This is a genomic window from Paeniglutamicibacter sp. GQ140 (assembly GCF_059759235.1).
In genome coordinates, this window is record NZ_JCAXDW010000009.1 from 40,450 (window position 1) to 65,092 (window position 24,643).

24 protein-coding genes, 1 tRNA gene and 1 other RNA gene are annotated in these 24,643 nt (G+C 67.1%); 14 read left to right on the plus strand and 12 right to left on the minus strand.

What is annotated here, in order from left to right; all coding sequences use genetic code 11:
• Positions 1 to 62: 62 nt before the first annotated feature.
• Complete coding sequence (locus AC6CHY_RS13365) at positions 63 to 296, minus strand: hypothetical protein (protein WP_498227039.1); 234 nt, start codon at positions 294 to 296, stop codon at positions 63 to 65.
• 213 nt (positions 297 to 509) lie between these two features.
• Here AC6CHY_RS13365 and AC6CHY_RS13370 point away from each other — a divergent pair, with 213 nt between their 5' ends.
• The 3 genes from AC6CHY_RS13370 (at position 510) to AC6CHY_RS13380 (ending at position 2,144) form a co-directional block, all read left to right on the plus strand.
• Entirely contained in the window at positions 510 to 743 is a 234-nt protein-coding gene (locus AC6CHY_RS13370; protein ID WP_498227041.1) for an HNH endonuclease, read from the plus strand.
• Positions 744 to 936: 193 nt separating this feature from the next.
• Positions 937 to 1,677, plus strand: coding sequence for a zinc ribbon domain-containing protein (locus AC6CHY_RS13375; RefSeq protein ID WP_498227043.1), 741 nt, complete (start codon positions 937 to 939; stop codon positions 1,675 to 1,677).
• Positions 1,665 to 2,144 (plus strand): VOC family protein, encoded by a 480-nt coding sequence (locus AC6CHY_RS13380; RefSeq protein ID WP_498227045.1) that lies wholly within the window; start codon positions 1,665 to 1,667, stop codon positions 2,142 to 2,144. Before AC6CHY_RS13375 ends, AC6CHY_RS13380 begins: the two co-directional genes overlap by 13 nt.
• Positions 2,145 to 2,219: 75 nt before the next feature.
• Here AC6CHY_RS13380 and AC6CHY_RS13385 read toward each other — a convergent pair whose 3' ends face one another.
• Positions 2,220 to 3,008 (minus strand): YaaA family protein, encoded by a 789-nt coding sequence (locus tag AC6CHY_RS13385; protein WP_498227046.1) that lies wholly within the window; start codon positions 3,006 to 3,008, stop codon positions 2,220 to 2,222.
• Positions 3,009 to 3,132: 124 nt separating this feature from the next.
• Here AC6CHY_RS13385 and rnpB point away from each other — a divergent pair.
• From rnpB to AC6CHY_RS13410, 5 genes are all read left to right on the plus strand, one after another.
• Positions 3,133 to 3,498, plus strand: an RNA gene (gene rnpB / locus AC6CHY_RS13390) — RNase P RNA component class A.
• Between the two features lie 146 nt (positions 3,499 to 3,644).
• Positions 3,645 to 3,875 carry a hypothetical protein gene (locus tag AC6CHY_RS13395; RefSeq protein WP_498227048.1) on the plus strand — a complete coding sequence of 77 codons (231 nt, stop codon included), beginning with the start codon at positions 3,645 to 3,647 and terminating at the stop codon, positions 3,873 to 3,875.
• A gap of 65 nt (positions 3,876 to 3,940) precedes the next feature.
• On the plus strand, positions 3,941 to 4,255 hold the full coding sequence (locus AC6CHY_RS13400; RefSeq protein WP_217388080.1) for a hypothetical protein: 315 nt from the start codon (positions 3,941 to 3,943) through the stop codon (positions 4,253 to 4,255).
• The gene (locus AC6CHY_RS13405; protein WP_498227050.1) at positions 4,240 to 5,247 is read left to right on the plus strand and encodes an alpha/beta hydrolase family protein; all 1,008 of its coding nucleotides are present in this window, start codon (positions 4,240 to 4,242) and stop codon (positions 5,245 to 5,247) included. Before AC6CHY_RS13400 ends, AC6CHY_RS13405 begins: the two co-directional genes overlap by 16 nt.
• A gap of 178 nt (positions 5,248 to 5,425) precedes the next feature.
• A complete protein-coding gene (locus AC6CHY_RS13410) occupies positions 5,426 to 6,886 on the plus strand; it encodes a glyceraldehyde-3-phosphate dehydrogenase (protein ID WP_217388078.1) in 1,461 nt (486 codons plus the stop codon).
• A 127-nt stretch (positions 6,887 to 7,013) separates the two neighbouring features.
• Here AC6CHY_RS13410 and def read toward each other — a convergent pair whose 3' ends face one another.
• From def to AC6CHY_RS13430, 4 genes are all read right to left on the minus strand, one after another.
• Complete coding sequence (def, locus tag AC6CHY_RS13415) at positions 7,014 to 7,586, minus strand: peptide deformylase (protein ID WP_217388077.1); 573 nt, start codon at positions 7,584 to 7,586, stop codon at positions 7,014 to 7,016.
• 373 nt (positions 7,587 to 7,959) lie between these two features.
• Positions 7,960 to 8,035, minus strand: a tRNA-His gene (locus tag AC6CHY_RS13420).
• 140 nt (positions 8,036 to 8,175) lie between these two features.
• Complete coding sequence (orn, locus tag AC6CHY_RS13425; protein WP_217388076.1) at positions 8,176 to 8,793, minus strand: oligoribonuclease; 618 nt, start codon at positions 8,791 to 8,793, stop codon at positions 8,176 to 8,178.
• Positions 8,794 to 8,938: 145 nt separating this feature from the next.
• Positions 8,939 to 9,112, minus strand: coding sequence for a hypothetical protein (locus tag AC6CHY_RS13430; protein ID WP_217388075.1), 174 nt, complete (start codon positions 9,110 to 9,112; stop codon positions 8,939 to 8,941).
• 408 nt (positions 9,113 to 9,520) lie between these two features.
• On the opposite strand from AC6CHY_RS13430, the gene mptB (AC6CHY_RS13435) reads away from it, so the two are divergent.
• Genes mptB (AC6CHY_RS13435) through AC6CHY_RS13445 form a run of 3 tightly spaced genes read left to right on the plus strand, consistent with a single transcriptional unit; the run spans position 9,521 to position 14,111 of the window.
• Positions 9,521 to 11,119 carry a polyprenol phosphomannose-dependent alpha 1,6 mannosyltransferase MptB gene (mptB, locus tag AC6CHY_RS13435; RefSeq protein WP_498227053.1) on the plus strand — a complete coding sequence of 533 codons (1,599 nt, stop codon included), beginning with the start codon at positions 9,521 to 9,523 and terminating at the stop codon, positions 11,117 to 11,119.
• The gene (gene mptB, locus AC6CHY_RS13440) at positions 11,116 to 12,726 is read left to right on the plus strand and encodes a polyprenol phosphomannose-dependent alpha 1,6 mannosyltransferase MptB (protein ID WP_217388073.1); all 1,611 of its coding nucleotides are present in this window, start codon (positions 11,116 to 11,118) and stop codon (positions 12,724 to 12,726) included. The genes mptB (AC6CHY_RS13435) and mptB (AC6CHY_RS13440) overlap by 4 nt, the downstream gene beginning before the upstream one ends.
• 59 nt (positions 12,727 to 12,785) lie before the next feature.
• Positions 12,786 to 14,111, plus strand: coding sequence for a glycosyltransferase family 87 protein (locus AC6CHY_RS13445; RefSeq protein ID WP_498227103.1), 1,326 nt, complete (start codon positions 12,786 to 12,788; stop codon positions 14,109 to 14,111).
• A gap of 93 nt (positions 14,112 to 14,204) precedes the next feature.
• Here the strand turns inward: AC6CHY_RS13445 and AC6CHY_RS13450 are convergent, their stop codons facing one another.
• The 6 genes from AC6CHY_RS13450 to AC6CHY_RS13475 form a co-directional block, all read right to left on the minus strand.
• Positions 14,205 to 14,765, minus strand: coding sequence for a nucleoside/nucleotide kinase family protein (locus AC6CHY_RS13450; protein ID WP_498227055.1), 561 nt, complete (start codon positions 14,763 to 14,765; stop codon positions 14,205 to 14,207).
• On the minus strand, positions 14,756 to 15,064 hold the full coding sequence (locus tag AC6CHY_RS13455) for an AbrB/MazE/SpoVT family DNA-binding domain-containing protein (RefSeq protein ID WP_217388071.1): 309 nt from the start codon (positions 15,062 to 15,064) through the stop codon (positions 14,756 to 14,758). The genes AC6CHY_RS13450 and AC6CHY_RS13455 overlap by 10 nt, the downstream gene beginning before the upstream one ends.
• Before the next feature lie 2 nt (positions 15,065 to 15,066).
• Positions 15,067 to 16,077 carry a phosphoribosylaminoimidazolesuccinocarboxamide synthase gene (locus AC6CHY_RS13460; RefSeq protein WP_217388070.1) on the minus strand — a complete coding sequence of 337 codons (1,011 nt, stop codon included), beginning with the start codon at positions 16,075 to 16,077 and terminating at the stop codon, positions 15,067 to 15,069.
• A 15-nt stretch (positions 16,078 to 16,092) separates the two neighbouring features.
• On the minus strand, positions 16,093 to 17,421 hold the full coding sequence (locus AC6CHY_RS13465; protein ID WP_498227057.1) for a hypothetical protein: 1,329 nt from the start codon (positions 17,419 to 17,421) through the stop codon (positions 16,093 to 16,095).
• Between the two features lie 218 nt (positions 17,422 to 17,639).
• Positions 17,640 to 19,106 (minus strand): DUF2079 domain-containing protein, encoded by a 1,467-nt coding sequence (locus AC6CHY_RS13470; RefSeq protein WP_498227059.1) that lies wholly within the window; start codon positions 19,104 to 19,106, stop codon positions 17,640 to 17,642.
• 46 nt (positions 19,107 to 19,152) lie between these two features.
• On the minus strand, positions 19,153 to 19,785 hold the full coding sequence (locus AC6CHY_RS13475) for a uracil-DNA glycosylase family protein (protein ID WP_217388294.1): 633 nt from the start codon (positions 19,783 to 19,785) through the stop codon (positions 19,153 to 19,155).
• Positions 19,786 to 20,390: 605 nt separating this feature from the next.
• On the opposite strand from AC6CHY_RS13475, the gene AC6CHY_RS13480 reads away from it, so the two are divergent.
• The 3 genes from AC6CHY_RS13480 (at position 20,391) to AC6CHY_RS13490 (ending at position 24,581) form a co-directional block, all read left to right on the plus strand.
• On the plus strand, positions 20,391 to 21,203 hold the full coding sequence (locus AC6CHY_RS13480; RefSeq protein ID WP_498227061.1) for a DUF2637 domain-containing protein: 813 nt from the start codon (positions 20,391 to 20,393) through the stop codon (positions 21,201 to 21,203).
• Between the two features lie 299 nt (positions 21,204 to 21,502).
• Positions 21,503 to 22,798, plus strand: a complete 1,296-nt coding sequence (locus tag AC6CHY_RS13485) for a GTP pyrophosphokinase (RefSeq protein ID WP_498227062.1) — start codon at positions 21,503 to 21,505, stop codon at positions 22,796 to 22,798.
• Positions 22,799 to 22,979: 181 nt separating this feature from the next.
• Complete coding sequence (locus AC6CHY_RS13490) at positions 22,980 to 24,581, plus strand: ABC-F family ATP-binding cassette domain-containing protein (RefSeq protein WP_217388066.1); 1,602 nt, start codon at positions 22,980 to 22,982, stop codon at positions 24,579 to 24,581.
• Positions 24,582 to 24,643: the final 62 nt, after the last annotated feature.

The window sequence follows — 24,643 nt, forward strand, 5'->3', positions numbered from 1 at the left end:
GACCTGAACAATCCCCGCACATCCGCCGGTAGCCCCGCGATATCGGCCATCGGCAATCCCGTTCAATCGCCCGAGGACACGTCGGCCGGATACGAGGCGCCGCCGATCCCCGACTGGGCGGTCAGCCCGGACACGCCGCCGGAGCAGCGCCCGCGGGCCGGGTTCACGGATCCGAGGATCGAAGCCGACGGAATCGACTTCGGGTTCCCAGGCGTCCAGTACCCGGGGGAGTCCGTCTCCGAAGCCAACGCCCGTCGCCGCGCGCAGCGGCTGTCCCAGGCACTGATGGATGCCATCCGCATCTGGCAGGATCCCGCGGCCCCGGCAGGCCCGGACATGCCGATGGCCTCGCGCATCGAACTGCTGGTGATGATCGACTACGCATCGCTCACCGGAGCTGTGGCAAGGGCCAGCCCCTGGACCTGGGCCGGAGGCGCCGTTTCTTCACGAAGGGGCAGAAGCGTGCCATCGCGGCACGCGACCGCGGGTGCGCCAACCCTGGCTGTTCAATGCCCACCCACCGCTGCGAGGTCCACCACGTGGTGCCGTTTTCCCTCGGCGGAAAGACCGACGTCAGCCAGGGGCTGCTGCTCTGCGTTCGCTGCCACACCGCCCTGCACGCGGGTCACTTCACCATTCGCGTCTTGGACGGGATTCCACAGGTTGTGCTACCCAAGTCACGTGATCCACTGCAAAGACCCAGGCGGAACTGGGTCTTCCATCCGGAAGCCGCAGCCGCGTAGCACCAGAAACTGCATCCCGCCTGGCACCCGTGACGCTGCGGGAGGCGTGGCCTTTCCGCAGCGCCGGCCGATTCCGGCGGGTCACATTCACCGCACCGTTCCGCCACTGACTACTGTTGTGGCTAGGCGATCACTGATCGCCGAAAATGACATTGGGAACGGCCGCGCCACGGCGCGCACAGCGGAGGTCAGCATGGCAAAGGCAGCACCGGCGGAACAACTTCGACTCTTGGAATTGGCCGCGCTCGATTCGGAGATCACCAAACTCACCCGCCAGGTCTCCGAGGCCACCGCCGACGCCCAGCTTGCCGCCGCCGAGGCCGCCCTGCAGGAGGCCCGTGCGGCGCAGGCCCAGATCCAGCAGGAGGTCGAGGCTGCCGCCGCGGCGCTGAAGGAATCGGAACTCGCCGTGGAAAAGGTCGCCGCCCACATCGCCAAGGACCAGGCCCGCATCAACGCCAATGCCGGCACGGCCAGCGACATGATGGCCTTGTCCCACGAGATCGATTCGCTCACCGTGCGACGCAACGGCCTCGAAGACGCCGAGCTGGAGCTGATGGGCACGCTGGAGGAACTCCAGACCCAGGCCGAAGCCGCCGGGGAGCTCACAGCCACCCGAACCGGGGAACACGGCGAGCACCTGGCCCGGCGCGATGCCGCGGTCGCCGAGCTCCAGGAGCAACTGGCCGGCACCCGCAGCGCCCGCGCCGAACTGGCCGCGACATTCGACGAACCGCTCATCTCCACCTACGAGCGCCTGCGCACGCGCCACGGCATCGGTGCCGCCCGCCTCTTCCACGGCACCTCGGAAGCCAGCGGCATGGCACTGGCAGCCGGGGACCTCGCTGAAATAAAGGCGGCCCCGGCCGATGAAATCGTCTTCTGCCCCGATACCGGCGCCATCCTGGTGCGCAGCGCCGAATGGGGATCCTAGTCCCCGAGAGCGTTCCCGACGTGGTGACAGACCCGCGTTCCGGCCGCCTTCACCATGTGGAGATCTGGGTTCGGGACCTTGCCGCATCCAGGGAGACGCTCGGCTGGCTGTTCCAGGAACTTGGCTACACGGCGGGTGAATCCTGGCCGCAGGGCACCAGCTACGTCGGGGCACACGACTACATCGTCATCGAGTCCGGTCCGGACGTACTCGCCGTTGCGCACCGGCGCCGCGCACCGGGAATGAATCATCTGGCGTTCGTCGCGGGTTCGCGAACACGCGTCGATGAGCTCACGGCCGCCGCCGTGGACCGTGGCTTCACCCTGCTCTTCACCGATGCCCACCCCCATGCCGGGGGCCCGGATCACTACGCCTACTACCTCGAGGACGACGCCGGGTTTGAAATCGAGCTGGTGGCGGACGACGCTGGGCACTCCGACGAGGGGGCGCCCAGCGCCCCCGTCTAGGCAGCGCGGGTCAACCGCCCACGGTCCATCCGCGGCCCGTGGGACCCCATGCGCCCGGCAAGTGCCGGTAACGGGCTAGCTGCCCACGGCCCGGAACGCGTGGTCCTCGGGCAGGATAATGTTCAACTGGTGCGGCTTCTTCGCGGTGCCCGCCACCAGCTCGGCTTCCCAACGTTCCCGTGCAGCCTCGAGCAGTTCGGCAGGTGTCGCCACCGCGGAACCACGGGTCAGCAGGTGCGCTGCCAACTCCCCGCGGGTGTGCTTGGCAAAGTGCGAAACAACCTTGCGCACGCCGCCGCGCAGCTGGAACACCGAGACACTGACCGTGTTCGTGGCAGGTGGGACCCAGGCCGCGGCATAGGTGCTGGAACGGCAGTCCACCACCAATGCATCACCGGCCCGCGCATTGAGCACCGGCGTCAGCTTCGGCTTCCACCAGCTGGCAAGTTTTCCGATCGCGGGCAATTTCACCGACATGGACAGTCGGTATGCGGGGATCCTATCGGCAAAGCCCACGGCCCCCCACAGCGCGGAGATCACCAGGATGCTTGCATCCGCGCGCACACGGGCAGCGGCACCTAGTCGTTCATAGCCCAGCGCCTCAAAAAGCACGCCGGTGTAGACGGTGTGCGCGGCGGCCGCGGGTTCCGTATGCAATTCGATATTGCGCGTCACCTCGGCAACCAATGACTTGCCCACGCCGAGCACCTCGAGCGCGTCCTCGCCGCTGGAAACTTGCGCCAGCGTCTCCAGCAATTGGTGGCGATGCACATTCAGCTCAGGGAACTGCAGCGCGTCGGCGTCGAAGGGGTCGCCATTGCCGGCGGGTTCTTTGCCCTCGGAGGGCGGAAGCAAAATCAGCACCGGTTTAGCCTAGTCTTCCTGCGGGCCATTCCGTGATTCGACTACGCCACCGTCCATCAGCCGGCACTTCACTGCCTGTCAGGTGCAAAGCACGGTTCAATAGCGACTAGACTTGAATGCTGGACGGGATGGCCAGACGATCGCGTGCCACGCAAGTGGCCCGAGGAACGTCCGGGCTCCACAGAACAGGGTGGTGGGTAACGCCCACTCGGGGTAACCCGCAGGCCAGTGCCACAGAAAATAGACCGCCCGCACTTGTGCGGGTAAGGGTGAAACGGTGGTGTAAGAGACCACCAGCGCTCCGGGTGACCGGAGCGGCTAGGTAAACCCCACCCGGAGCAAGGTCAGACAGACTACTGGGTTGTTCGCTCAATGTAGTCGGGTGGACCGCTTGAGGGTGTCGGCAACGGCACTCCTAGATAGATGATCGTCACCGCGATTCGGGTAACCGACCGCGGCACAAAACCCGGCGTACCGGCTGTCCCGTCCTCCACAAGCCGCAGCTTCCCTTGCCACCACAGGGAACTAGCGGCTTTTTCGCGTCGTGCCCCCAGCTGTAAAAGGGCCATGTCACCCGCCTGTCGGGTTGATCGCGAGAAACGGGCTGGGTACACTCATTCCTGCAGAATTCGACGCGTGCGAAAGGAAACCGCCATGCACCAGCTGGACTTGATTCGTGCCGCCGCAGAAGATGTGGCTTCGGCCCGCATTCTCTTGAAGGAGCGAATCGAGGCGCTCGACGCCATCGTCGCAACCGCACTGGACCATGACATCCCCGCTGCCAAGGTGGCCGAGGCAGCCGAGGCTGCAATGCCGTCCGAAACCGAGGAAGCGACGGTGTCGGCCGGCGGACTGCTCGTCGCCTGACCAGCCCGTAGTTGCGTGGGTCCTCGCGTCGCCGCGAGGATGGCCCCCACGGCTAGACTGTGGGCATGGAGTGGCTTTTCTGGCTGATCGGGATTCCGGTGTTGGGCATCGGCTTGCTGTGGGCCGCCTCGAAGTTCAGCTTCCCCACCGAAGGCGGCGGCGGAGCCTCGGGAGTCTTTGACGCCTTGAACTCCTTCTACCAGCCATCCGGCACGGCCGCCCAACAGGCCCGGGAGGAACAAAAACGTCAGGTCCACGAATCCGCCCAGGGTCAAGACGAGGATCCGCTCGCAGGATTCCCACACCACGCGCCCGACCCCCGTACCGAAGCGCCCGACGGATCCGATGACGCGCCCGAGGAACCATGGACCCCGCGCTAGAACCGGGCCGGAATCGAACGTCGACGTCGCCGGTCACCCCCATCCAGTTCACCTGCAGTGACGGGCAGGTGCTGCACGGAAACCTATTCGAAGCGAACGAGCCCCTCGATGGCACGCCCAAGGCCATGGTGGTCATTGCCTGCGCCACGGGTGTTCGCGCGAGCTACTATCGGCGATACGCCGCATTTCTGGCCGGGCACGGTTTGAACGCCGTCACCTTTGACTACCGCGGCATCGGCGCCTCCGCCCCCGAGTCGCTGCGGGGCTTTCGGGCACGGTGGCACGACTGGGGCCAGCTGGATATCGAGGCGGCGCTGGCCTGGGCACGCGAACGCCACGCCGACCTCCCGCTGCACTTCGTCGGCCACAGCTTCGGCGGATTCGGCGTTGGCCTTGCCGCCGAATCCCGCCACCTCACCCGCATCCTGACCGTCGGTGCGCAGCATGCGCATTGGCGCGACTACGCGAAGGGCCACCGCACCCGGTTCGTTGCCCGATGGCATGTGGCCATGCCCCTGCTGACGCTGGGCCGCGGATTCTTCGCGGGCAAGACCCGGCGCTGGCTTGAGGACTTGCCCCGGGGCGTCGCCCTTGATTGGGCGCGCGGTCGCAAGGACTTCACGATGAACGCCCCGCCATCCCAACGGGACCAGATGCGCGCCGCGCAGCGCGGATTGCGGGCGCCCATCCTAGCGGTAGCGCCGACCGACGACCCCTTTGCCTCCCCGCGGGCGGTTGCCCGGTCCCTGGCCTACACGCCGAATGCGCCGATGACCGTCCGTTTCCTGGAACCCCATACCTACGGGAAAATAGGCATCGGCCATTTCGGCCTCTTTCACGAGAGGCACCGGGACGACTTCTGGCGGCAGACCCTGACGTGGCTCGAACATGGCGTTGACCCCTGGGATGGTGGCGCGAGGCCCTTTGAAGGCAATACAAGCGTGCCGGCAGCGTCCCCGGTCCCCGATGGGGCGCCGGGCGGCGGGGTGTGAGGGACCTCACCGGCCTGCGCCGCGGATCCCAGCGGACGCATACTAGAATGGGATGCGGGCACTAGTGCTCCACGGGGGAAAGATCCTGGTACCCCCTGAACAACCGTTTCTGCAAAGGTGCTTTTACGGTAACAACCGGCTTGAGGATCACCAGCCGGCTGATTTGGAAGGATTTTCAGTGACCCAGCAGTCTGTCGAAGCCCTACAGGAATGGAGCGGGCGCGAAGAGCTCGCCGAGGCCATGATCCCGTTGATCGGGCGCCTGTACCGCAACAACAACGTGGTGACCTCCATCTATGGCCGCAAGCTGATCAACCAGTCGGCCATCAACATCCTCAAGGCCCACCGCGTGGTGCGCCGCATTGAGGGCGCGGAGCTGCCGCTGGAGCAGACCATGCCGCTGCTTCAGGCCATTGAGGCCCTGGACCTCGGGGCCGTCGCCATCGACCTGGGCCGCCTGAACAAGAAGTTCACCGAATCCGGCTCCACCGACCTCACCGCCTTCCTCACCGGGGAACTGGGCGAGAAGGTCGGCAAGGCCGGCGCCACCGACGCGGAGCCGACCGACGTGGTCCTCTACGGTTTCGGTCGCATCGGACGCCTGTTGGCCCGCATCCTCATCGAACGCGGCGGCTACGGCCTGCGCCTGCGCGCCATCGTTGTCCGCAAGGGCTCTGACGACGACATCGTCAAGCGCGCCTCCCTGTTGCGCCGAGACTCGGTCCACGGCAAGTTCGACGGCTCGATCACCGTCGACGAGGAAAACAACACGATCCTCGCCAATGGCACGCTGATCCAGGTCATCTACTCCAACGACCCGACCACCGTCGACTACACCGCCTTCGGCATCAACAACGCCATCGTGGTGGACAACACCGGCCGCTGGCGCGACGAGGCAGGGCTGTCCCAGCACCTGCAGGCCAAGGGCGTCTCCCGCGTGCTGCTCACCGCACCGGGCAAGGGCGACCTGAAGAACGTGGTTCACGGCATCAACCACAAGGACATCACGGCCGAGGACAAGATCGTCACCGCCGCATCCTGCACCACCAACGCCATCACCCCGGTGCTCAAGGCCCTGAACGACCGCTTCGGCGTCATCCACGGCCACGTCGAGACGGTCCACTCGTTCACCAACGACCAGAACCTCATCGACAACTTCCACAAGGGAGAGCGCCGCGGGCGTTCGGCTGCGCTGAACATGGTCATCACCGAGACCGGTGCCGCCAAGGCAGTCGCCAAGGCGCTCCCGGAACTCGAGGGCAAGCTGACCGGCAACGCCATCCGCGTTCCAACCCCGGACGTCTCCATGGCGATCCTGAACCTGAACCTGGAAACGGCGACCACCAAGGAAGAGCTGAACGACTTCCTGCGTGAGACCTCGCTGGGTTCGGAACTGCACAAGCAGATCGACTACATCGATTCGCCCGAGGTGGTCTCGTCCGACTTCGTCGGCTCGCGCCGTGCCGGCATCGTTGACGGCCTGGCCACCATCGTCACGGGCAAGAACGCCGTCGTCTACGTTTGGTACGACAACGAATTCGGCTACTCCTGCCAGGTGGTGCGTGTCATCGAAACCATGGCCGGCACCCACCCGCTGGCAGTTCCGGCGATCGCCGTGACCGAGCCTGCCTCCGTCTAATACGGAACCCCCGCCAGGGGAACCACAATGCGTGCCCTGCCCTCCGGATTTCCGGAAGGCAGGGCACGCTTTTTTGGTGCGTGGCTCCCGCTTCCCCGGGTGCGCCGAGGAAGCGGGAGCCGGCGCGTCAGTGGCCGAACGGGTCTTCGTCGGTGCCGGGCATCCAGGTCAGCCCCGGGACTCCCCATTCGAGGGACTTCTTGGCCTTCTTCCAGCGCCTGGCCCACTTGTCGTTGAGCTTGTCGACGTAGAGGTAGCCGTCCAGGTGGTCGTATTCGTGCTGCATGATCCGCGCGAACCAGCCGGTCGCGTCGAAGGAGACGGCGTTTCCGTCACCGTCGAAACCGTCTACTCGGGCGAACTCGGCGCGCTTGAGCGGGAAGTTCAGGGCGGGGGCCGAGAGGCAGCCCTCGATGTCATCGTCCGGGTCCGGATTGGACTGCGACACCTTGGACAGCGTCAGGCGCGGGTTGACGACGACCCCGCGTGGCGCCACGCCGTCCTCATTCTCGTACTCGTACGTGAAGATGCGCAGGCCCACGCCTATCTGCGGGGCAGCCAGCCCCACGCCGTGGGCGGCATCCATGGTGTCGTACATGTCGGCGATCAGTTCGCGCAACTCGTCGTTGAACTCGGTGACTTCCTTCGCGCGAGTATGCAGCACGGGTTCGCCGTATATGGTGACCGGACGAATGCTCAAGACTTCTCCTAGGGCTTTCAGGTGGGAGTTGTTGGGTGGGGGAGCGGGACGGCCCGGGAGGGGCCCTGTCAGGCGCTGGCCGGCAGCGACGAGGTGATGCCTTCACATCTGGTCCAGCCGGTTCCGCCGAAGACCGGCGGGGGATGCGTGGCCGGGATCGGCTGCGCAACTCCATGCTCCAAAATGTAGCCGCACCCGCCGTGGATTTGCAGTGCCCGGTCGCCGAAATCCACGGCCGTTTTGCGGAAATGACCGTGTTCTGCGTCCGGGATCCTGCGCTCCATCCGCCGGTACGGTCCTCTCTGCGTGCAACGACGTGGTCTGTCGTGGAATGACAAAAGCCGCTCCGGAATCTCTTCCGGAGCGGCTTCATTGGGGTGAGTAACGGGGATTGAACCCGCGACCTTCTGGACCACAACCAGACGCTCTGCCGACTGAGCTATACCCACCAAGTTCGCCCTAAGGCTAGCTGTCCCGCCGCTCCGAATCACTTCCGAACTGCTGGGCAACGAGAACTATCTTACACATACTTTGAGGTCCAACGCCAACTCGAAAGCGTCCCTTTTGCATGTGTTGTGCACCACAGTGCCTAATCAGCTGGCCTTTGCGCGACGATTCGGGCCGCGGTGGCCTTCGCTGATGCGGAATCCGGGCCCGGGGCGGGGACCATGACGGTGGCCCGGTAGTACTTCAGTTCGTCGATGGAATCGCGGATGTCTCCCAGCGCGCGGTGGTTGCCGGTCTTCGCGGGGGCCTGGAAGAAGGCGCGCGGGTACCAGCGGCGGGCCAGCTCCTTGATGGTGGACACGTCCAGGATGCGGTAGTGCAGGTGCTCGGTGACCTCGGGCATGTCCCGGGCCAGGAAGTTCTTGTCGGTGCCCACGGAGTTTCCGGCGAGCAGCGCCTTGTTGGGTTCCGGGGCGTGGGAGCGGATGTAGTCCATGACGAGCTTTTGCGCGTCGGCCATCTCCAGCCCGGCGTCAAGCTCGGTGATCAGCCCGCTGGCGGTGTGCATGGTGCGCACGAAGTCGCCCATTTGCTCCAGGGCGGCGGCCGGCGGCTTGATCACCACGTCGACCCCGTCGCCCAGGATGTTGAGCTCGGCGTCCGTCACCAGGACCGCAACTTCGATCAACGCGTCGTGTTCCAGGCTCAGGCCCGTCATCTCGCAGTCGATCCACACAATTTTTTCAGCTGAAATAGGCACGGACCCCAATTTACCCGATGGCGCCCGGCCCGACCGCGGCTCCGCCGCCGGGCACGGCCCAATGCAGCGCCTGGAGACCGCGGGAATTGTTCTCGGGTTCACCGCGTCGTGCGGTGCGACGCCAGGGGGCGACGGGTGGGGCGGATCAGGTCCGGGAGGAGTCCCGGGACGAGCTGAGCAGCCACAACATCACGAAGACGACCAGCCCGGTCCCGGCCAAGGCGACCGAGGCGACGGTGCTCATGCCCATTAACGGGCAGGCCACCCCCAACAGGAGGGAAAGGAACACGCCCCAGCCCAGCAGGGAATGGTTGCGCACCGGATTCCGGACACTTTTTGCACGCCTGCCCACGGGTGTTGCCTCACTTCTGGATTCGTTCGATGTACCGGCTCCCAGCCTATGCAAGTTCCGGGCGCGGCGACCCGTTAGCCACGCCCGGTGCGAAGGCGGCTACAGCGTCCTGCCCCATGGTGCCGGCTCGCGGCACGCGGCATGTCCGGGGGGACCGGTCTCCCGGTTGGGGCCTGCCTTGCATGTGAGCTCGCGCGCACCAGGGCCCGCCTCCCGGGCAAACCCAGCGTGCGGTGTTAGGATCGGACTTGATTTTTACGCGCATGGCCGCGCCTGCGGGCGCCGCCGGTGCGCGGCCGCACGGCCGGCGCAGATGCCGAAAACACACACCTGGTGGATCCAGCCAAGGTACGACGAATCAGGAGCGGGGCGCAGATGAAAGCAGTGCGATCCTCGGCCGGAGCCACAAGCCGGGCGGGCCGCGGGCCGCACCTGTCCCCGTTGATCCAGGGCACCGTCGGATCGATCATGATCCTGCTGGGATCCTTTGGCGTCGGCTGGCTTGCCAGCGTCTCCCCGCTGAACCGGTACCCGCTGCTGATCGCCATCCGCACCGACTACTGGGGCGTGGTTGCCGGGACCGTGGTGCTGACCCTGGGCTGCTGGATCCTGTTCCGCGCCTGGCTGCGCCTGGGCCAGCAGCTGGCCGGCTGGCCCGAGGGATCGCTGCGGACGGTAAAGAAGGCAGTGTGGGCCTGGAGCGTCCCGATGCTGCTGGCCCTGCCGATCTTCTCCCGCGACGTCTTCGCCTACATCGGGCAGGGCCGGCTGGTGGCCGCCGGGCAGGATCCCTATGTCGACGGCATCTCCACCCTGAACAACTGGTTCCAGCTGGGGGCCGACATCACCTGGGCCGAATCCGAGACGCCCTACGGCCCGCTCTACCTGAACGTCGAGTACTGGGTGAACCGGCTGGTGGGCACCAGCCCCGATGCCTCGGTGCTGCTCTTCCGCCTGGTCGCGTTCGCCGGAGTGATCCTGTGCATGGTCTACGTGCCGAAGCTCGCCGCGCTGCACAAGGTCTCCGGCGCCAAGGCCACCTGGATCTCGGTGGCGAACCCGCTGTTCCTGATCAGCTTCGTGGCCTCCGCACACAACGACTCGCTGATGATCGGCCTGGCCCTGGCCGGCACCTACTACGCGGCCACGCGCCGTGGCGTGCTCGGCGTGGTGCTGATTGCCGCGTCCATCGGCGTCAAGCCCATCACCATTGTCCTGCTGCCGTTCATCGGCCTGCTCTGGGCGGGGCCGGATGCCGGCTGGGGACGCAAGATCCGCTACTGGGCGTACACGGCCTCGCTGGTCGCCGTCATCATGGCGATCATCGGCTGGGCCAACGGTTATGGTTTCGGCTGGCTCTCGGTCATGCTGGGCACCGGCACCGGCGCCGTCATCTTCGCGCCGGTGGGGGCGCTGAACGCCCTGCTTTCCGGGGCATTGTCGACCATCGGGCTGCCCACGGACTGGCTGCTGCCGGCCCTCAAGCTCATCGGCCGGCTCTCCTCGGTGGCGCTGGTGCTGCTGTTGATCTTCAAGGGCAAGCCCTCGCACCTGATCCAGCGCATGGCCCTTGCCTTCTCCGCGCTGGTGGTGCTCTCGCCGATCATCCAGCCCTGGTACATCCTGTGGCTGCTGCCCTTCTTCGCCATCACCGGCATCCGGGACGACTGGCAGCTGTTGTGGGTGTACGTGACCACGGCCTTCTTCATCGCCTTCGGGGCCGCGGACCAGATCTTCATCTGGCAGTTCCTCTCCGACCTGGACCCGTGGGTCAAGCACCTGTCCACCGGGATCTCCTGGGTGGCGATGGCCTATCTGGCGTTCCTTGACCCGCGGACCAGGAAACTCTTCGTCGCGACGCTGCCGACGCGGCTGGGAGGCGGCGCCGGTCCGCTGCGGACCAGGCCCGGCACCCCTGGCAAGCCGAGGCCCAAGCCCGGTCAGCGGGCCGACCCCGAGGTGCCCGGCCCGTGAGCAACGCCCCCGGACACCCGGATTCCCCCGACGCCGCGGTGGGCCGCCGCTTTGCCGGCACCACCCGCGCACTGGAGGCCCTGCGCCAGCGCGGCGCCCGCGTCCCGTTCCTGCGCCACCTCACCGGCGGCGGGGAGAACACCCCCGACATCGCCATCGCCCAGGGGCTGATGGCCTCGCTGATGGTCATGGCCGGGTCCTGGGGGGTGGGGTGGATCCCCAGTTCGCAGGAATCACTGCTGGCCCGCTCGAAGTACCTGCTGCCGCTGCGCGTGGAGATGCTCGGGGTGATCATCTGCACGCTCCTGCTGGCCCTGGGCTCGATGCTGCTCTTCCGCGCCTGGCTTCGGCTGCGCCAGCGCACCGCGGAGCCGGGCACCGACCCGGTGGCCTCGATCGCCAAGGCCATCTGGGTCTGGTCCATCCCGCTGCTCTTTTCCTTCCCGATCCTCTCCAAGGACGTCTACTCCTACCTGGGCCAGGGCCGGCTGATGCATGCGGGGCTCTCGCCCTACACCGACTGGGTCTCCCAGCTCCCGGGATGGTTCGCGCAGGGCTCGGACTCCCTGTGGGCCGAATCCACCTCCCCCTACGGCCCGCTCTTCCTGATGTACGCGCGGTTCGTCTACTTCGTCTCCGGCGGCGTGCCCGAATACGGGGTCATGCTCATGCGCCTGGTGGCGGTGGCCGGGGTCGCGCTGTGCGCCTACGCGGTGGTGGCCCTGGCCAGGCTCGGCGGTCGGGATGCGGCGTGGCCGCTGTGGATCTCCGTGGCCAACCCGTTGTTCCTGCTGAACATGGTGGGCGGGGTGCACAACGACGGGCTGATGGTCGGCGGGGTCCTGCTGGCCTTCGTGCTGGTGGCCCGCAAGCGCCACCTGGCCGGCATCCTCGCGGCCACCGCGGCCATCGCCATCAAGCCCATCGTGGTGCTGGTCCTGCCCTTCCTGGGCCTGGCGATGGTGGCGCGCAACGCGCGGACGGGCAGCAAGATCCGCGCCTGGGCCTACACCGGGGCCGTGGCCACCGCGGTGATGGCGCTGCTGGGGGCGGCCTCCGGGCTCTGGTTCGGCTGGATCCCGGCGATGGCCGGCGCCGGATCAGCGGCGTTCCCCTACGCCCCGGTCGGGTTGCTGGGCATGCTCGCCGGCTGGCTCGGCTCGCTGGTGGGCGGGGACCTGGACTTCATTGCCGGCATCGTGTTCTCGGTCTTCCGCCTCGCCTCCCTGGCCATCGTGTTCTGGCTGGCGGTCCGCCGCCCGGCCGGGCCCCCGCTGCTCTACGCCGGCTACGGGCTGGGCGCCGCCGTCGTGCTCGCGCCCATCATCCAGCCCTGGTACCTGCTCTGGTTGATTCCGTTCTTCGCCCTGAGCCGGCGCTACCCGGTGAACTGGGAACGGGCCCTGTACATCCTGTGCCTGCTGGTGCTGCTCTCCGGGGTGGTGGACCAGCTGTCCATCGGCCAGTGGTTCTCCCTGCTCTGGGTGCGGCTCTTCGCCGCGGCCATCGGCCTGGCCTACATGGGCTACCTGGTGTTCATCGACCCCAAGACCGCGTCGATCTTCGGCGCTGACCGCCGCCGGCCGCTGCTGCCGGGCAAGAAATAGCCCCCCCTCCTCCCTCCAAGACCCCCGAAGACCCCTAGAAATGAGGCAACCGGATCGTGATGCAACCGGTCAAGAACCTGTTCAACGCCCGTGAGGCCACGCGCCCGATCATCATCGGGCTGCTGGTGCTGACCGCGATCGGCGCATCCATCGCCGTGCTGACCAAGCAGTGGTGCAGGAGCAATGGGTGGCCCGACGCCGAACAGCACCTGCACCTGTGCTATTCGGACTTCACCCAGCTCTTCGGCACCCGCGGGATGGCCGACAAGCTCTTCCCGTACTTCACCGGTCTGCCGGCCGAGCAGGCGCTGGAATACCCCGTGCTGCTGGCCATCATGGCGGGGCTCACCGCCCTGGTGATCCCCGGCATCGGCTTTTCCCCCGAGCGCCAGCTGGCCTACTTCGACGTGAACTCGGCGGTGTCCTTCGTCTGCTGGGCGGCCGTGGTGGTGGCCGTGGCCTATGCGGCGCGGCACCGCAGCCGGGACGCGATCATGGTGGCGCTGGCCCCGGGCATCATCCTCACCAGCCAGCTGAACTGGGACCTGCTGGCGGTGATGCTGGCAATGACCGGTCTGCTGGCCTTCTCCCGCAAGCACATCGTGCTGGCCGGGGTGCTGCTGGGCCTGGGAGCCGCCGCGAAGCTCTACCCGTTCTTCCTCTTCGGGGCGATCCTGGTGCTGTGCCTGCGCACCGGGCGCATGCGCCACTTTTGGGTGTCGCTGGCCTCCGGCGCAGCGGCCTGGCTGGCCGTCAACGTTCCCTTCATGCTCACCGCGTTCGACGAGTGGAGCCGTTTCTACACCTTCTCCGGGGACCGCCCGGCAGGCAACTCCTCGATGTGGCTGGCGTTCGTGTGGACCGGGATGGATGGCTCGACCATGTCCTACCTGTCCAACGGCCTCTTCGGGTTGGCCTGCCTGGGCATCGCCTGGCTGGGGCTCACCTCCACGCGCCGCCCGCGCATGGCGCAGCTCGCGTTCCTGATCGTCGCCGCGTTCCTGCTGCTGGGCAAGGTCTACTCGCCGCAGTTCGTGATGTGGCTGATCCCGCTCTATGTGCTGGCCCGCCCGAAGTGGCGCGAGTTCCTCATCTGGCAGGGCATCGAGGTGTTCCACTGGGTGTTCGTGTGGCTCTGGAGTGCCAAGTGGGTCTCCGGGCTGAAGTACTTCGGGGACAGCTGGGCGATCGAGATCCTCTACGGGATCGGCATCGTCGCGCACATGGGCATGCTTGTCTACCTTTGCGTGAGGATCATCGGGGACATCCGGAACCCGGATCGCGACGTGGTGCGCGCCGAGGGGGTCGACGACCCGCTGGCCGGGCCGCTGGAGGGTCTGGGGGATTCCTTCGTGCTGGGGAACAACGCCAGGACCAAGTCCTAGCTGCGGCGGCGCAGGCCGGGGACTGACACCTCAACGGCCGGATGGGGCGCCGGGAAACCGGGTTCCATCCGGCCGTTGCGCGTCAGGCGGCCGCTAGCTTCCGGGCAGGCCGAGCATTTCGAGCACCAGGCGTTCCGTCTGGTCCGTCGAGGCATCCTCGCCCTGGCGGGAGGTGTCAACGACGGGGCATCCGAGCAGCTGGGCAATGTCCCTGTACCTCTGGATGTAATGGAGATGGTATCCGGTCGACTCCTCCGGCTCGTCGCGCTGTCCCAGCCGGTCCAGCGTCGTGGGGAGGTCTGCCCAGCACAGGATCGTCGGGATCCACAGGGTCCAGTGCTCGCGGAATTCCTCGTCGTCCAGTAGCGAGGCAACCGTCATCCAGGACCTGTCCAAAACGATCGGGGCGTTCTTCCCTGCGCCCTCCATCGCCTGGGCCAGGAACCGGGCACCTAGCCCGAGCACCAGTTCCGTGTTCCCTGATGCGGCCGCCCGCGCCAGCTCCGGGCCTCGTTCCGCGCCGAACGGGCGCCGGTAGGCGTATCCCAGGCGCAGGGCGACGTTCTTGGCGATGGTGGTCTTTCCGGTTCCGTCGTGGCCGTCGATGCCCACGACGTGGGGCACCGACGACCACAGGCCTGCATTCAGTCCCATGGACGCAGAATCACGGTCTGCTTCTCGTCATCGATTTCCATGAAGAAGTGCCGGGACTTACCCGCCTCGAGAACGCGCAGCGCGTCGCCGCGGACCTCCATTTGGCCTTGTGCCGAAACCCGGAACCCGCCGTCCTTGGATGCCGGGTGCAAGGCGACTGCCTTTCCCTCGATGGCCACGGTGACGCGGGCGCCGGCTTTCGGCTTCATGCCAAGGGCCCTGCGCGCGGATACGGGCAGGGTGATGACGCCGCCGGGGGATACCTTGGTTCGAGTGTTCTTTACGGTCAACGTGCCCATGATCATTTCTCCTTTGCGATGTGGGCGGGTTGGGTTTGGTGCTGATCAAATAGCGTGGAGTACAACCTGGCGTAACGTTCCAGGACATCGTCCGGACCGCCGCCGCTGCGCCATTGGTCCTTGTCCAGGGCGTCCGCGTCATCGGATGCCTCGGTCCTCACGCGCATGCAGTCGGGGCTGATTTCGCCGAAAACCGTTCCTCCGCCTTGATCGATGAAGAAGCAGATGTCGATCAGCTTCAGACTGCCGGTCCGGAAAAAGTCCTCCAACCAGCCAAAGGTCTCGCGGGCCAGGTACTTTGCCCGCTGCACATCGGCAATCCACAATGCCGCATAGTCGTCCGGCAGGGGTTCGTCCGCCAGCCGGTTTCCCTCCCGGTCGGTGAGAGGGTGCCGCCAGTCGAAGCAGACGACCGGTTCGGCAAACCGTTCCCAGCGCTGCAGCGCCGGGCCGGCAACCGTCGGATGCTCCTCGGTGAAAAGGTACCTGTGGATGGGCGAACCGATGTGGTAGCGCTTGACCCTGGTCTCCAGGTTGCAGACGTCGACGCGGCGTTCGGCCAACAGCGGCCCTTCGGGCGACTCCACCAGGCCCAGAAAGGCCGACGAGAGGCGGTAGGGGCCCGGCGAGAGGGCCATCCTCCGGAAGATCTCCGCTGAGAACCGCGCACGAATTTCCTCCGTGCCCTTGACCTCTCCATATCTGTTGTACGTGAAGGAGTACAACGTCGGGAGCAGCCGCGCGAGGGCGATCTTGGGGGTCAGGAGACGAATCTCCTTGCTGTCCCCCAGGACCAGCAGCGGCAGCCGCTTGAAATCGAACTCGACCTGTCGCAGTACCTGCTCTACGAACGAATAGCGGGGGTGCGCGAGGTCGACGACGATGTCTTCCCCGTGCTGTCCCTTCAAGACGACGTGGCTTGGCGTTGTTGCCACCAGTTCCACCTCGAGTTCCACGTCCAGGCACTGGTCGAGGATCAGGCTTGCTGCGGTGCTGCGGGTTGTTGCTGTCATGGTTGGAGAGGTCTCCTAACTGGATGCCCGGAGCGGGCGGACTATGTTGAAGCGCTCGTTCAGGGCACGGAGCACCGCACCCGTCGCGACCGCGGATTCGGCCAGCGCACGTCCGGGTTCACCCGTGCCCGCCAGCTGTTGCATTCGAGGGGTCTGGAAACCGCAGACCGACTCGATCCATTGGTGGGCCTCTTCCTTGGTAAGGCGCTGGCCCGCGGCACCGAAGGTTCCCTTGGCGATGTTGGCCGGAATCTTCGCGAAGTACTCGTACAGGTTCCGGCGGTCGTCCGCCGGATCCGGGGTGTCGCCCAGTGCGGCGGCGATCATTCCCAATTGCTGGCGCTGGCGCACGATCCCGAAACTCAGGTTCCGCAAGAGCAGGTCGTCCACGGGCTTGGCCGGAACGCGGGCTTCCCCGTAGATGCACAGCCCGTAGCCGGCCAGGTTGTCGCCCGAGAGGCACTGCATCCGCCACAGCTCGTCGGGCGAATAGACCCCGACGTTCAGTTCCTTGCCGCGGAAAACTGGCGAGGACGCGTACAGCCTGCGCAGGACGGCTTCCGGATCCTCGACCACGAGCACCAGGTCGTAGTCGGCAAAGTGGCGGCTGTTGACGCTGGATCCGTAGACGATGACGCACACCAGCTTGCCGCCGATGCGCTCCTTCAGCTCATCGACGAAGGCGAAGCGGGCTCGCATCCCGGCCGGCAGCGCGGTCTGCGCCATGTTGACCCCGGTCACCGGGGCCGGATGCTCAAAACAGGCAATGACCTCTTCGAAGCGCCGCCGGATGGCCAGCAGTCGCTCGAGGTCCGGGATTCCGGGGGCGCTGGCCATCGCCTCCACGTCCTGCATCAGGCGTTCGCCCTGCAGGCCGGGAACCAGCCCCCGCGTTGCCAGCCTCCCGGCCTGCCACAGCCTGTCGTACTTGCTGGCCAGGGTGCCCTCGCTGAACCTGGATTGGACGATGGCTGCCGAGAGGGTGACAGCCGAGAGAAAGAGCACGGATTCCAGCCAGAGACGCTGCAGTCCGGCGTCCCGGGCGTTGACCGCCACCGGTTCCCAGGCTCCCTGCGCGGCTAGGCCCGCCTGGGCGGCGGCGCGGTAGAAACGCGGGTGGAAGACCGACGACCATTCAAGGGTGAAGGGTGAGATGACCCGGGGGTTCTCCAGTTTGGCCCGGGAGGCCCAGCGATGGATCTCCAGCAGCTCGGTTCCCGACACCTCGCGATCGAGGTGGACATAGGAGAGTGAAAAAGGTGTTCCCCGCCATGTCGGCGGCCGCTCAACGACCGTGACCTCACGGACCATGCCCGGTGCCACGTCAGTAACACGCGCCGACATCGTTTCCCCCCTGTCAGGCCGAGTCGCACGAGGGGTGGTGGCCCGCGGAGCGGCTCATTGCTCCCCAGTTTCCGCTCCCCAAGGGGTGCTGTCAACGCCAAGCGGGTCAGTTTCTGCGCAGCGGACCCCGGGGCCCGCATCCGGCGGCCGGGCAGGTGGCTTCCGGGTCGTTGCCGGGCAGCGTCGGCGGCTGCGGCGGCCTTGGGCGGAGGCGCCAGCTAGCGCTGCAGGTAGCCGGAGCAGACGGGGTCGACGGGTATGTCGCGGTGCAGCACCAGGATGCCGTCGTCGATCGGCGCCACCTCATCGAAGCCCAGGGCGTGGGCGCGTTCCAGCGCCTGCGGCGGGTTCAGCGGATCCCAGCCGCCGAGCTCCTGCTCGTTGAAGTCGATGACCATCCAGCTGGACAGCTCGGTGCCGATGTCGCCGTGCAGGCCCACGTAGGTCCGCTTGGTCAGGTGCGGCACCAGGGTGTCGGCAGCCTCGACGCACACGCCGTCGGGGATCATCGCCACGGCCCGCTCCTTGGCGGCGACCAGCGTGCCGGGCGCCCAATTCGCCCCGGTGAGCGTGCGCCCCAGCGGGAACACCGAATGGAAGAACAGTGTGCCGATGAGTGCGAATGCCAGCAGCCAGGCCGGGCCGATGATGCGGATTTTTTCCCAGCCGAAGCGGTCCATCAGCTTGCCCAGCACGTGCACGGCGGAGAGAATGAGGATCGGGGCCATGATGGCGTCGTACTGGTAGACCGGTGCCCAAGTGTTCAGCCGGTCGTTGAAGAGCCGGCTCAGCAGCATCGGCGCGCCGAGGATCATGTACGGCGAGGCCAGCGGCAGCAGCGCCAGCGGCACGAAGCTCAGCAGCCACAGTGCCACCTTGAGCTGGTGGTCGAAGAGGATCGCGATCGACTGGAACGGGTGGGTGAGCAGGAAGACGATGGCCGCCCCCGCACTTGCGCCCAGGGCGGTGTACTGCCAATAGGTGAATTCGCCGGCGGGGGAGAAGAGCGGGATCAGGTAGCTGGTGACCACGACGTAGCCGCCCAGGCCCAGGGCCGCCAGCAGCGCGGCCTTGGCCCACTGCCTGTGGAAGAGCATCACGATGCCCACCGCCACGAGGGTGATGCCCATGTCCTCGCGGACCAGCAGGAGCACCGCCGAGAGCCCGACGACCAGCCAGTGGCGGGAGCGGTCAAACGCCCAGATGATCCACGCCATGATCGGCACGCCGAAGGCCACCTCGTGGAATTCCCAGTTGACGATCGCCTGGAAGGGCCACCACAGCAGCATCGCGCCGGCGGTGAGCAGGGCGCCGAGGTGCCCGAAGCGCGTGCGGGTGAACAGGTAGACGGGGATCGCGGCGGACACCAGCAGCAGCGTCAGGACGATGCCCAGCATCCGCGGGTCGTTCCAGATCCAGTAGAACGGGGCCAGCAACACCAGGATGGGGTGGAAGTGGTCGCCCAGCAGGTTGAAGTCCACGCCCTTGATCGGCACGATCGGCGCCTTGAACATGGCGTACTGCCGGGCCGCCTGGTCGAAGATCCCCAGGTCGTAGCCGCGGGATTCGAAGTTGGCGAAGCGCAGGAAGGAGTGCGCAACGTACAACACCCCCGCCAGGGCCATTGCCAGTCCCAGTTGGAGTTTCTGGGCGCGGCTCACGGGAGCGGGGGTGTTGTGGGGCATGGACTCGAGTTTATCCGCAAGTCGCTGCGTGGAAAATTCGATGGTGTTACTTGGCGGGGGCCAGACCGGTGCGGGCCATCGCGTCGGCGTATGCCGCGTAGATTTCCTCGAGGTGGGCCTGCTGGCGTTCCGGGGAACCGGCGAAGGCGCGTCCGTCGAGCGACTTGACCTTGTAGGTCTTGAACCCACGGCGCCACAGCAGCGGGTTCTGGGTCTTGACCAGTTGCTCGGAGAGGCGGTGCGCCTCGGTGCCGTGGGCGATCAGGACCGAGGCGCGCGGCACGACCTTGAGCAGTCGCAGCAGCGGCTTGAGGCCCGAGGTGATTTGCGGCGGGGTGAACTTGCCGTTGGCCTCGCCCGGGGTGTGCCACGGGTGCACGTTCCACGGCAGGATGTACTCGGGGCGCAGCCCCAGCTGCCATTGCATGCCCAGCATGCGGGTCGCGGCTTCCTGCGAGCCGGCGTCGATGAATCCGCTCTCATGGGCCACACCGATGTTGGAGTACAACGAGATGATCCGCGCCTCCTCGATGTTGTGCATCGGGTCCACGTAGGAAACGGAGGTGGCGGGTCGAAGCGCGCGGGTCTCGTCCAGAAGACGGTTCACGGGTTCGATCTGCTCCTCGTAGCGGCGTTCCATGAGGGAGTGTTCGACGTGGTCCGGGGCAATGGCTGTCATGAAGGTGAGGTTCTCCTGCTGGTGGTACGGAGACATGGGGCGTCGTTGCGGGCGCGCGTCATCCAAGTGGCGACGCACGTCCATAACCATGTCAATGCTGCTAGAGCGGGGGGAGTGGGATCGAAGTGGTTCCGGTGGCTGTCATGCCCCAAGGTGAACGCAGGGTTGATCCACGCTTAACAATAGCCGCTCCGGGCCCGTTTGGGCAGGCGCGCCCGCCACCAACCGGTGGTGATGATTGGCACAGCAGCCCGCGAAGGACGAACAATTGATGGGCTTAACCGATGCTGTGCCCGCCCGCAGCGCCGGGCGCCGCCCGCCCCGGGATCTCGCGCCCACGGCCGCGTCGAGGCTGCTCGCCGGTGCGGCCGGCGGGCAGCGAAGCGTCGGCCACACCGGCACGCGGCACCGGCGGTTCGGCGCCGGCAGGGTGCGCCAAACGCCACGGCGCGCCTGTCGGGGAGGGGATGGAGCGGTCCGGCGGGCCGTGGAGCAGCGCATAGAATTGTCGACGGACCGCCGTTGGGGGACCATGCCACGCGCATGTCCGGCGGGCCACCGTTAGCGCAACACCAGACCCACAAATGATTGAGGCATCCAGCCAAATGACTGAAAAGATCCCGAACGAGCCCCACAAGGCCGTCTTGCGCACCGCGGTGGCCGCCACCGTCCTGATCGCCGTCGGCGCCTTCGTGCTTTCCTTCGCCGCCCTGACCGACCTCGCCCAGCGCTCGGGCATCGACGCGAACCTTGCCTGGATCTGGCCGATCATCGTCGACGGCATGATCGTTGCCTCCACTGTCGCCATCGTCGCGCTGAACGGACACAGCCGCCGCGCGATGATCTACCCCTGGACGCTGCTCTTCTTCGGCGCCTTCGTCTCCACCGCGGCGAACTCCGTGCACGCGATCCTGACCGTGGGCGCCATGCAGTCGGACATTCCCCCGGTGGTCTCGGCGCTGGTCGCCGCCATGCCGCCGGTGGTCCTGCTGGCCATCACCCACCTGACGGTGCACATGTACCAAAAGAAGTCGGAGGCCGCAGAGCGTCGCGCGGCGGCGGAGTACGACGAGCAGGCCGTGGAGAACGAGAAGTACGGACTGGCCTACGACGATGGTTTCCAGGCGGCGATGAGCGACGCGCAGGCAGCCGAGGCCGAACGCCTGGTGGCGGCCAAGGACCAGCTGGCCGAGGCCACCGCAAGGGCACGGGCCGAGGGCCGCGCCGACGCCATCAAGTCCGAGCCCGGGGCGAAGGGGACCGCCGGCACCGCGAAGCCGGCTGCCGCCAAGGACCCGGCGGCCGGGAACCCCAAGGGTGCCAAGGCCTTTCCCGCGGGCAAGGTCCAGCTCATGGATCCCAACGCACCCTCCCCGCTTTACGACGAGGTAGCCCAGTCGCTGGACTCCAAGAACTGACCCGGGCGCCATCCGGGGCAACCCCGGAGCAACGCGCTCACCCGTACGCCCGGCCAGGCGGCCGGGCGTGCACGCCCCGAACCCCGCGGTGAACGGCGGCAGGGAGATCCTCCCCGCCGCGGCGCACCGCGGGGTTTGTCGTCCGCTACCGAGGCGAACCGCCCGTGCGATGCCGGCCGCGATCCTTGCAGGGACAAACTTCCCGCCCGCTTTCCGCGCCGCCCCATTCGGTGGCATCTGGCAGTTGATAAGCTGGGCAAAGAGCACCCCAACCAGCCATTTGTTCGTAGGAGGCACGTGTGGGCACCCCTTGGGAAACCCTTGATGAATCGTTGCGCGACCAGGTTCGCGCCAGCGTTGAGCGCTATGCCGCGGCCCGCCCGATGCTGGAACACGTTGCCGAAGCCATGCGCACCCGCATCGAGTCGCTTTTCGACGAAACCGAGAACACGCCGCTGTTCGTCGTCAGCCGGGTCAAGACCGTCGAGTCCTTCAGGGACAAGGCCTCCCGCATGCTGGTGGGGGAGGAGGGGGAGGACGCAGCCGTGGAGTTCCCCAATCCCCTGCGCGAGATCCACGACCTGGTGGGCGTGCGGGTGATCGTGAAGCTGCCCCACGAGATCCGCGAGGCGGCGAACCTGATCAAGCGCCGGCGGTCCGACTTCGACTGCCGCTCGGACCGGGAGAAGGACATCGGCTCGGTGGAGTCGGGGACCTACGGCTATTCCTCCCGCCACCTGATCCTCAAGACCCGCGGCGAGGAGGTCGTCCGGGACTTCCAGGCCAAGCTGGGCGGGGACGTGAAGATCACCGGGAACTTCGTCTTCGAGGTGCAGATCCGCACGATCCTGTCCCACGCGTGGAGCGAGATCGAGCACGACATCCGCTTCAAGAACGCCGAGCCGCGCGCCTGGAGCCCGCACATTGACCGGCAGTTCACCGCCACCGCCGCGATGCTCGAGGCCGTGGAGGACCAGTTCTCCGAGCTGCACGAACGCTTCGAGACCGTCACCGGCTTCTGGGATGCCGAGGGCGAGGGAGCGGTGCCGCTGGGCGCGGCGCGCATCCAGTTCATCTGGCAGACCCTGCTGCCGCACGTGGACAGGAAATCCGACGACGACTGGGGGTGGGCCGCTGAACTCCTCGCCGCCCACGGACTCTCCCGCACCCGCGAATTCGCCGCCCTGCTGCAGCCCAACGTGATCACCTCGGTGCGCGCCGCCCTTGACCACCGCTACTCCCCGGGCCCCGACCGCCTGTTGGACGACGTGCTGCTGTGGCACTTCGGCACCGCCCACATCGAGGCCACCAGCGGCGGGGATGCCCACCGGGCCGATTCGCTGCGCCGCCGCCTGGTCCAGATGGATTCCTACCGGACCAAGCAGGCCCAGGACAAGCCGGTGCCCGCACCCGCCGCGGGACCCCAGGCCGCCGCCGCGGCCGCCGTGACCGGCCCCGCGGCGGCGGGCAACGCGGCCGGTTCCCCGGGGGACGGGCCCAAGCCGGATCCGAAGGCGGACGGCAAGGGTCAGGCACGGTCCGCAGGGGCGAAGGCCGACGCACAACCGGCCAAGGGCGCAAACGCCAAGCCCTGACCGCCGGACGCCCCGCCGCCGGGTACATCGTGCGTCGTCGGGCGCGGAAACGGCCCGGCCCGGGCACCTTCACCCGGGCCGGCGTGAGATTGAACGCATCATCATGCCAAAGGGCTTCCGACCCGCGTAGACTGGGTAGGTTGCCCAGCAGGGCCCCAAAACTTTACCGAAAGGTCTCACCGTGATTTCCGTTGCCGATTTGGAGCTGCGCGCCGGCGCACGCCTTCTCATGGAGGGCGTCTCGTTCCGCATCGACAAGGGCGACAAGATCGGCCTGGTCGGGCGCAATGGCGCCGGCAAGACCACCATGACGCGCGTGCTGGCCGGGGAGTCGCTGCCCGCCGGCGGCTCGGTCACCACCACGGGAACCATCGGCTACCTGCCGCAGGACCCGCGCACCCCCAACATGGAGCAGCTGGCACGGGACCGCATCCTCTCGGCCCGCGGCCTGGACGAGATCGTCGGCAAGCTCAAGAAGTGCCAGGACGACATGGCCTCGGAAGACGAGGCGGTGGCGGCCAAGGCGATGCGCCAATACGACCGCATCGAGGCCGAGTTCATCGCCGGCGGCGGCTATGCAGCCGAGTCCGAGGCCGCGGCGATCTCCAACAACCTGGCCCTGCCCGAGCGCCTGCTCAACCAGCCGCTTTCCACCCTCTCCGGCGGCCAGCGCCGCCGCGTCGAGTTGGCCCGGATCCTGTACGCCGACGCGGAGACGCTGCTGCTCGATGAGCCCACCAACCACCTCGATGCCGACTCGGTCACCTGGCTGCGCGGCTTCCTGGCCAACCACCAGGGCGGGCTGCTGGTGATCTCGCACGACACCTCGCTGCTCGAGGCCACCGTGAACAAGGTCATCCACCTGGACGCCAACCGCGCCACCATGGACGTCTACAACCTGGGCTGGAAGCGCTACCTGGCCCAGCGCGAGACCGACGAGCGTGCCCGCAAGCGCGAGCGCGCCAACACCGAGAAGAAGGCCACCACGCTGCTGGCCCAGGCCAACAAGATGAAGGCGCGCGCCTCGGGCGCCTCCGCCGCACAGTCCATGCTCAAGCGCGTGGACCGGCTCATGGGCGGGCTGGACGATGTCCGCGTGGCCGACCGCGTCGCCGCCCTGCGCTTCCCGGATCCGGCCCCCTGCGGCAAGACCCCGCTGATGGCCGAGGGGCTCTCCAAGTCCTACGGCTCGCTGGAGATCTTCACCGATGTCTCCCTCGCCATCGACCGCGGCTCCAAGGTCGTCATCCTGGGCCTGAACGGCGCCGGCAAGACCACGCTGCTGCGCATGCTCGCCGGCGTGTCCAACCCCGACACCGGGGACCTGATCGCGGGCCACGGCCTGAAGATCGGCTACTTCGCCCAGGAGCACGACACCCTGGACGTGGACCGCTCGGTGCTGGAAAACATGCGCTCGGCGGCCCCGAGCCACATGGGAGACGCGGAGGTGCGCGGCATCCTGGGTTCCTTCATGTTCTCCGGCGACGACGTCTCCAAGCCGGCCGGCGTGCTTTCGGGTGGCGAGAAGACCCGTCTGGCCCTGGCCACCATCGTGGCCTCCAGCGCGAACGTGCTGCTGCTCGATGAGCCCACCAACAACCTGGACCCGGCCTCGCGGGCCGAGATCCTCTCCGCGCTGTCCAACTTCTCCGGCGCAGTGGTCATGGTCTCGCACGACGAGGGCGCGGTTGCAGCGTTGAACCCCGACCGCGTGGTGCTGCTGCCCGACGGCGACGAGGACCTCTGGAACGATTCCTACCTGGAACTGGTCACCCTGGCCTAGCAACGACCCGGCCCGTCCTCCGCGCTGCACTGCCCCCGGCAGGGCGACGCAGGAGGGCGGGC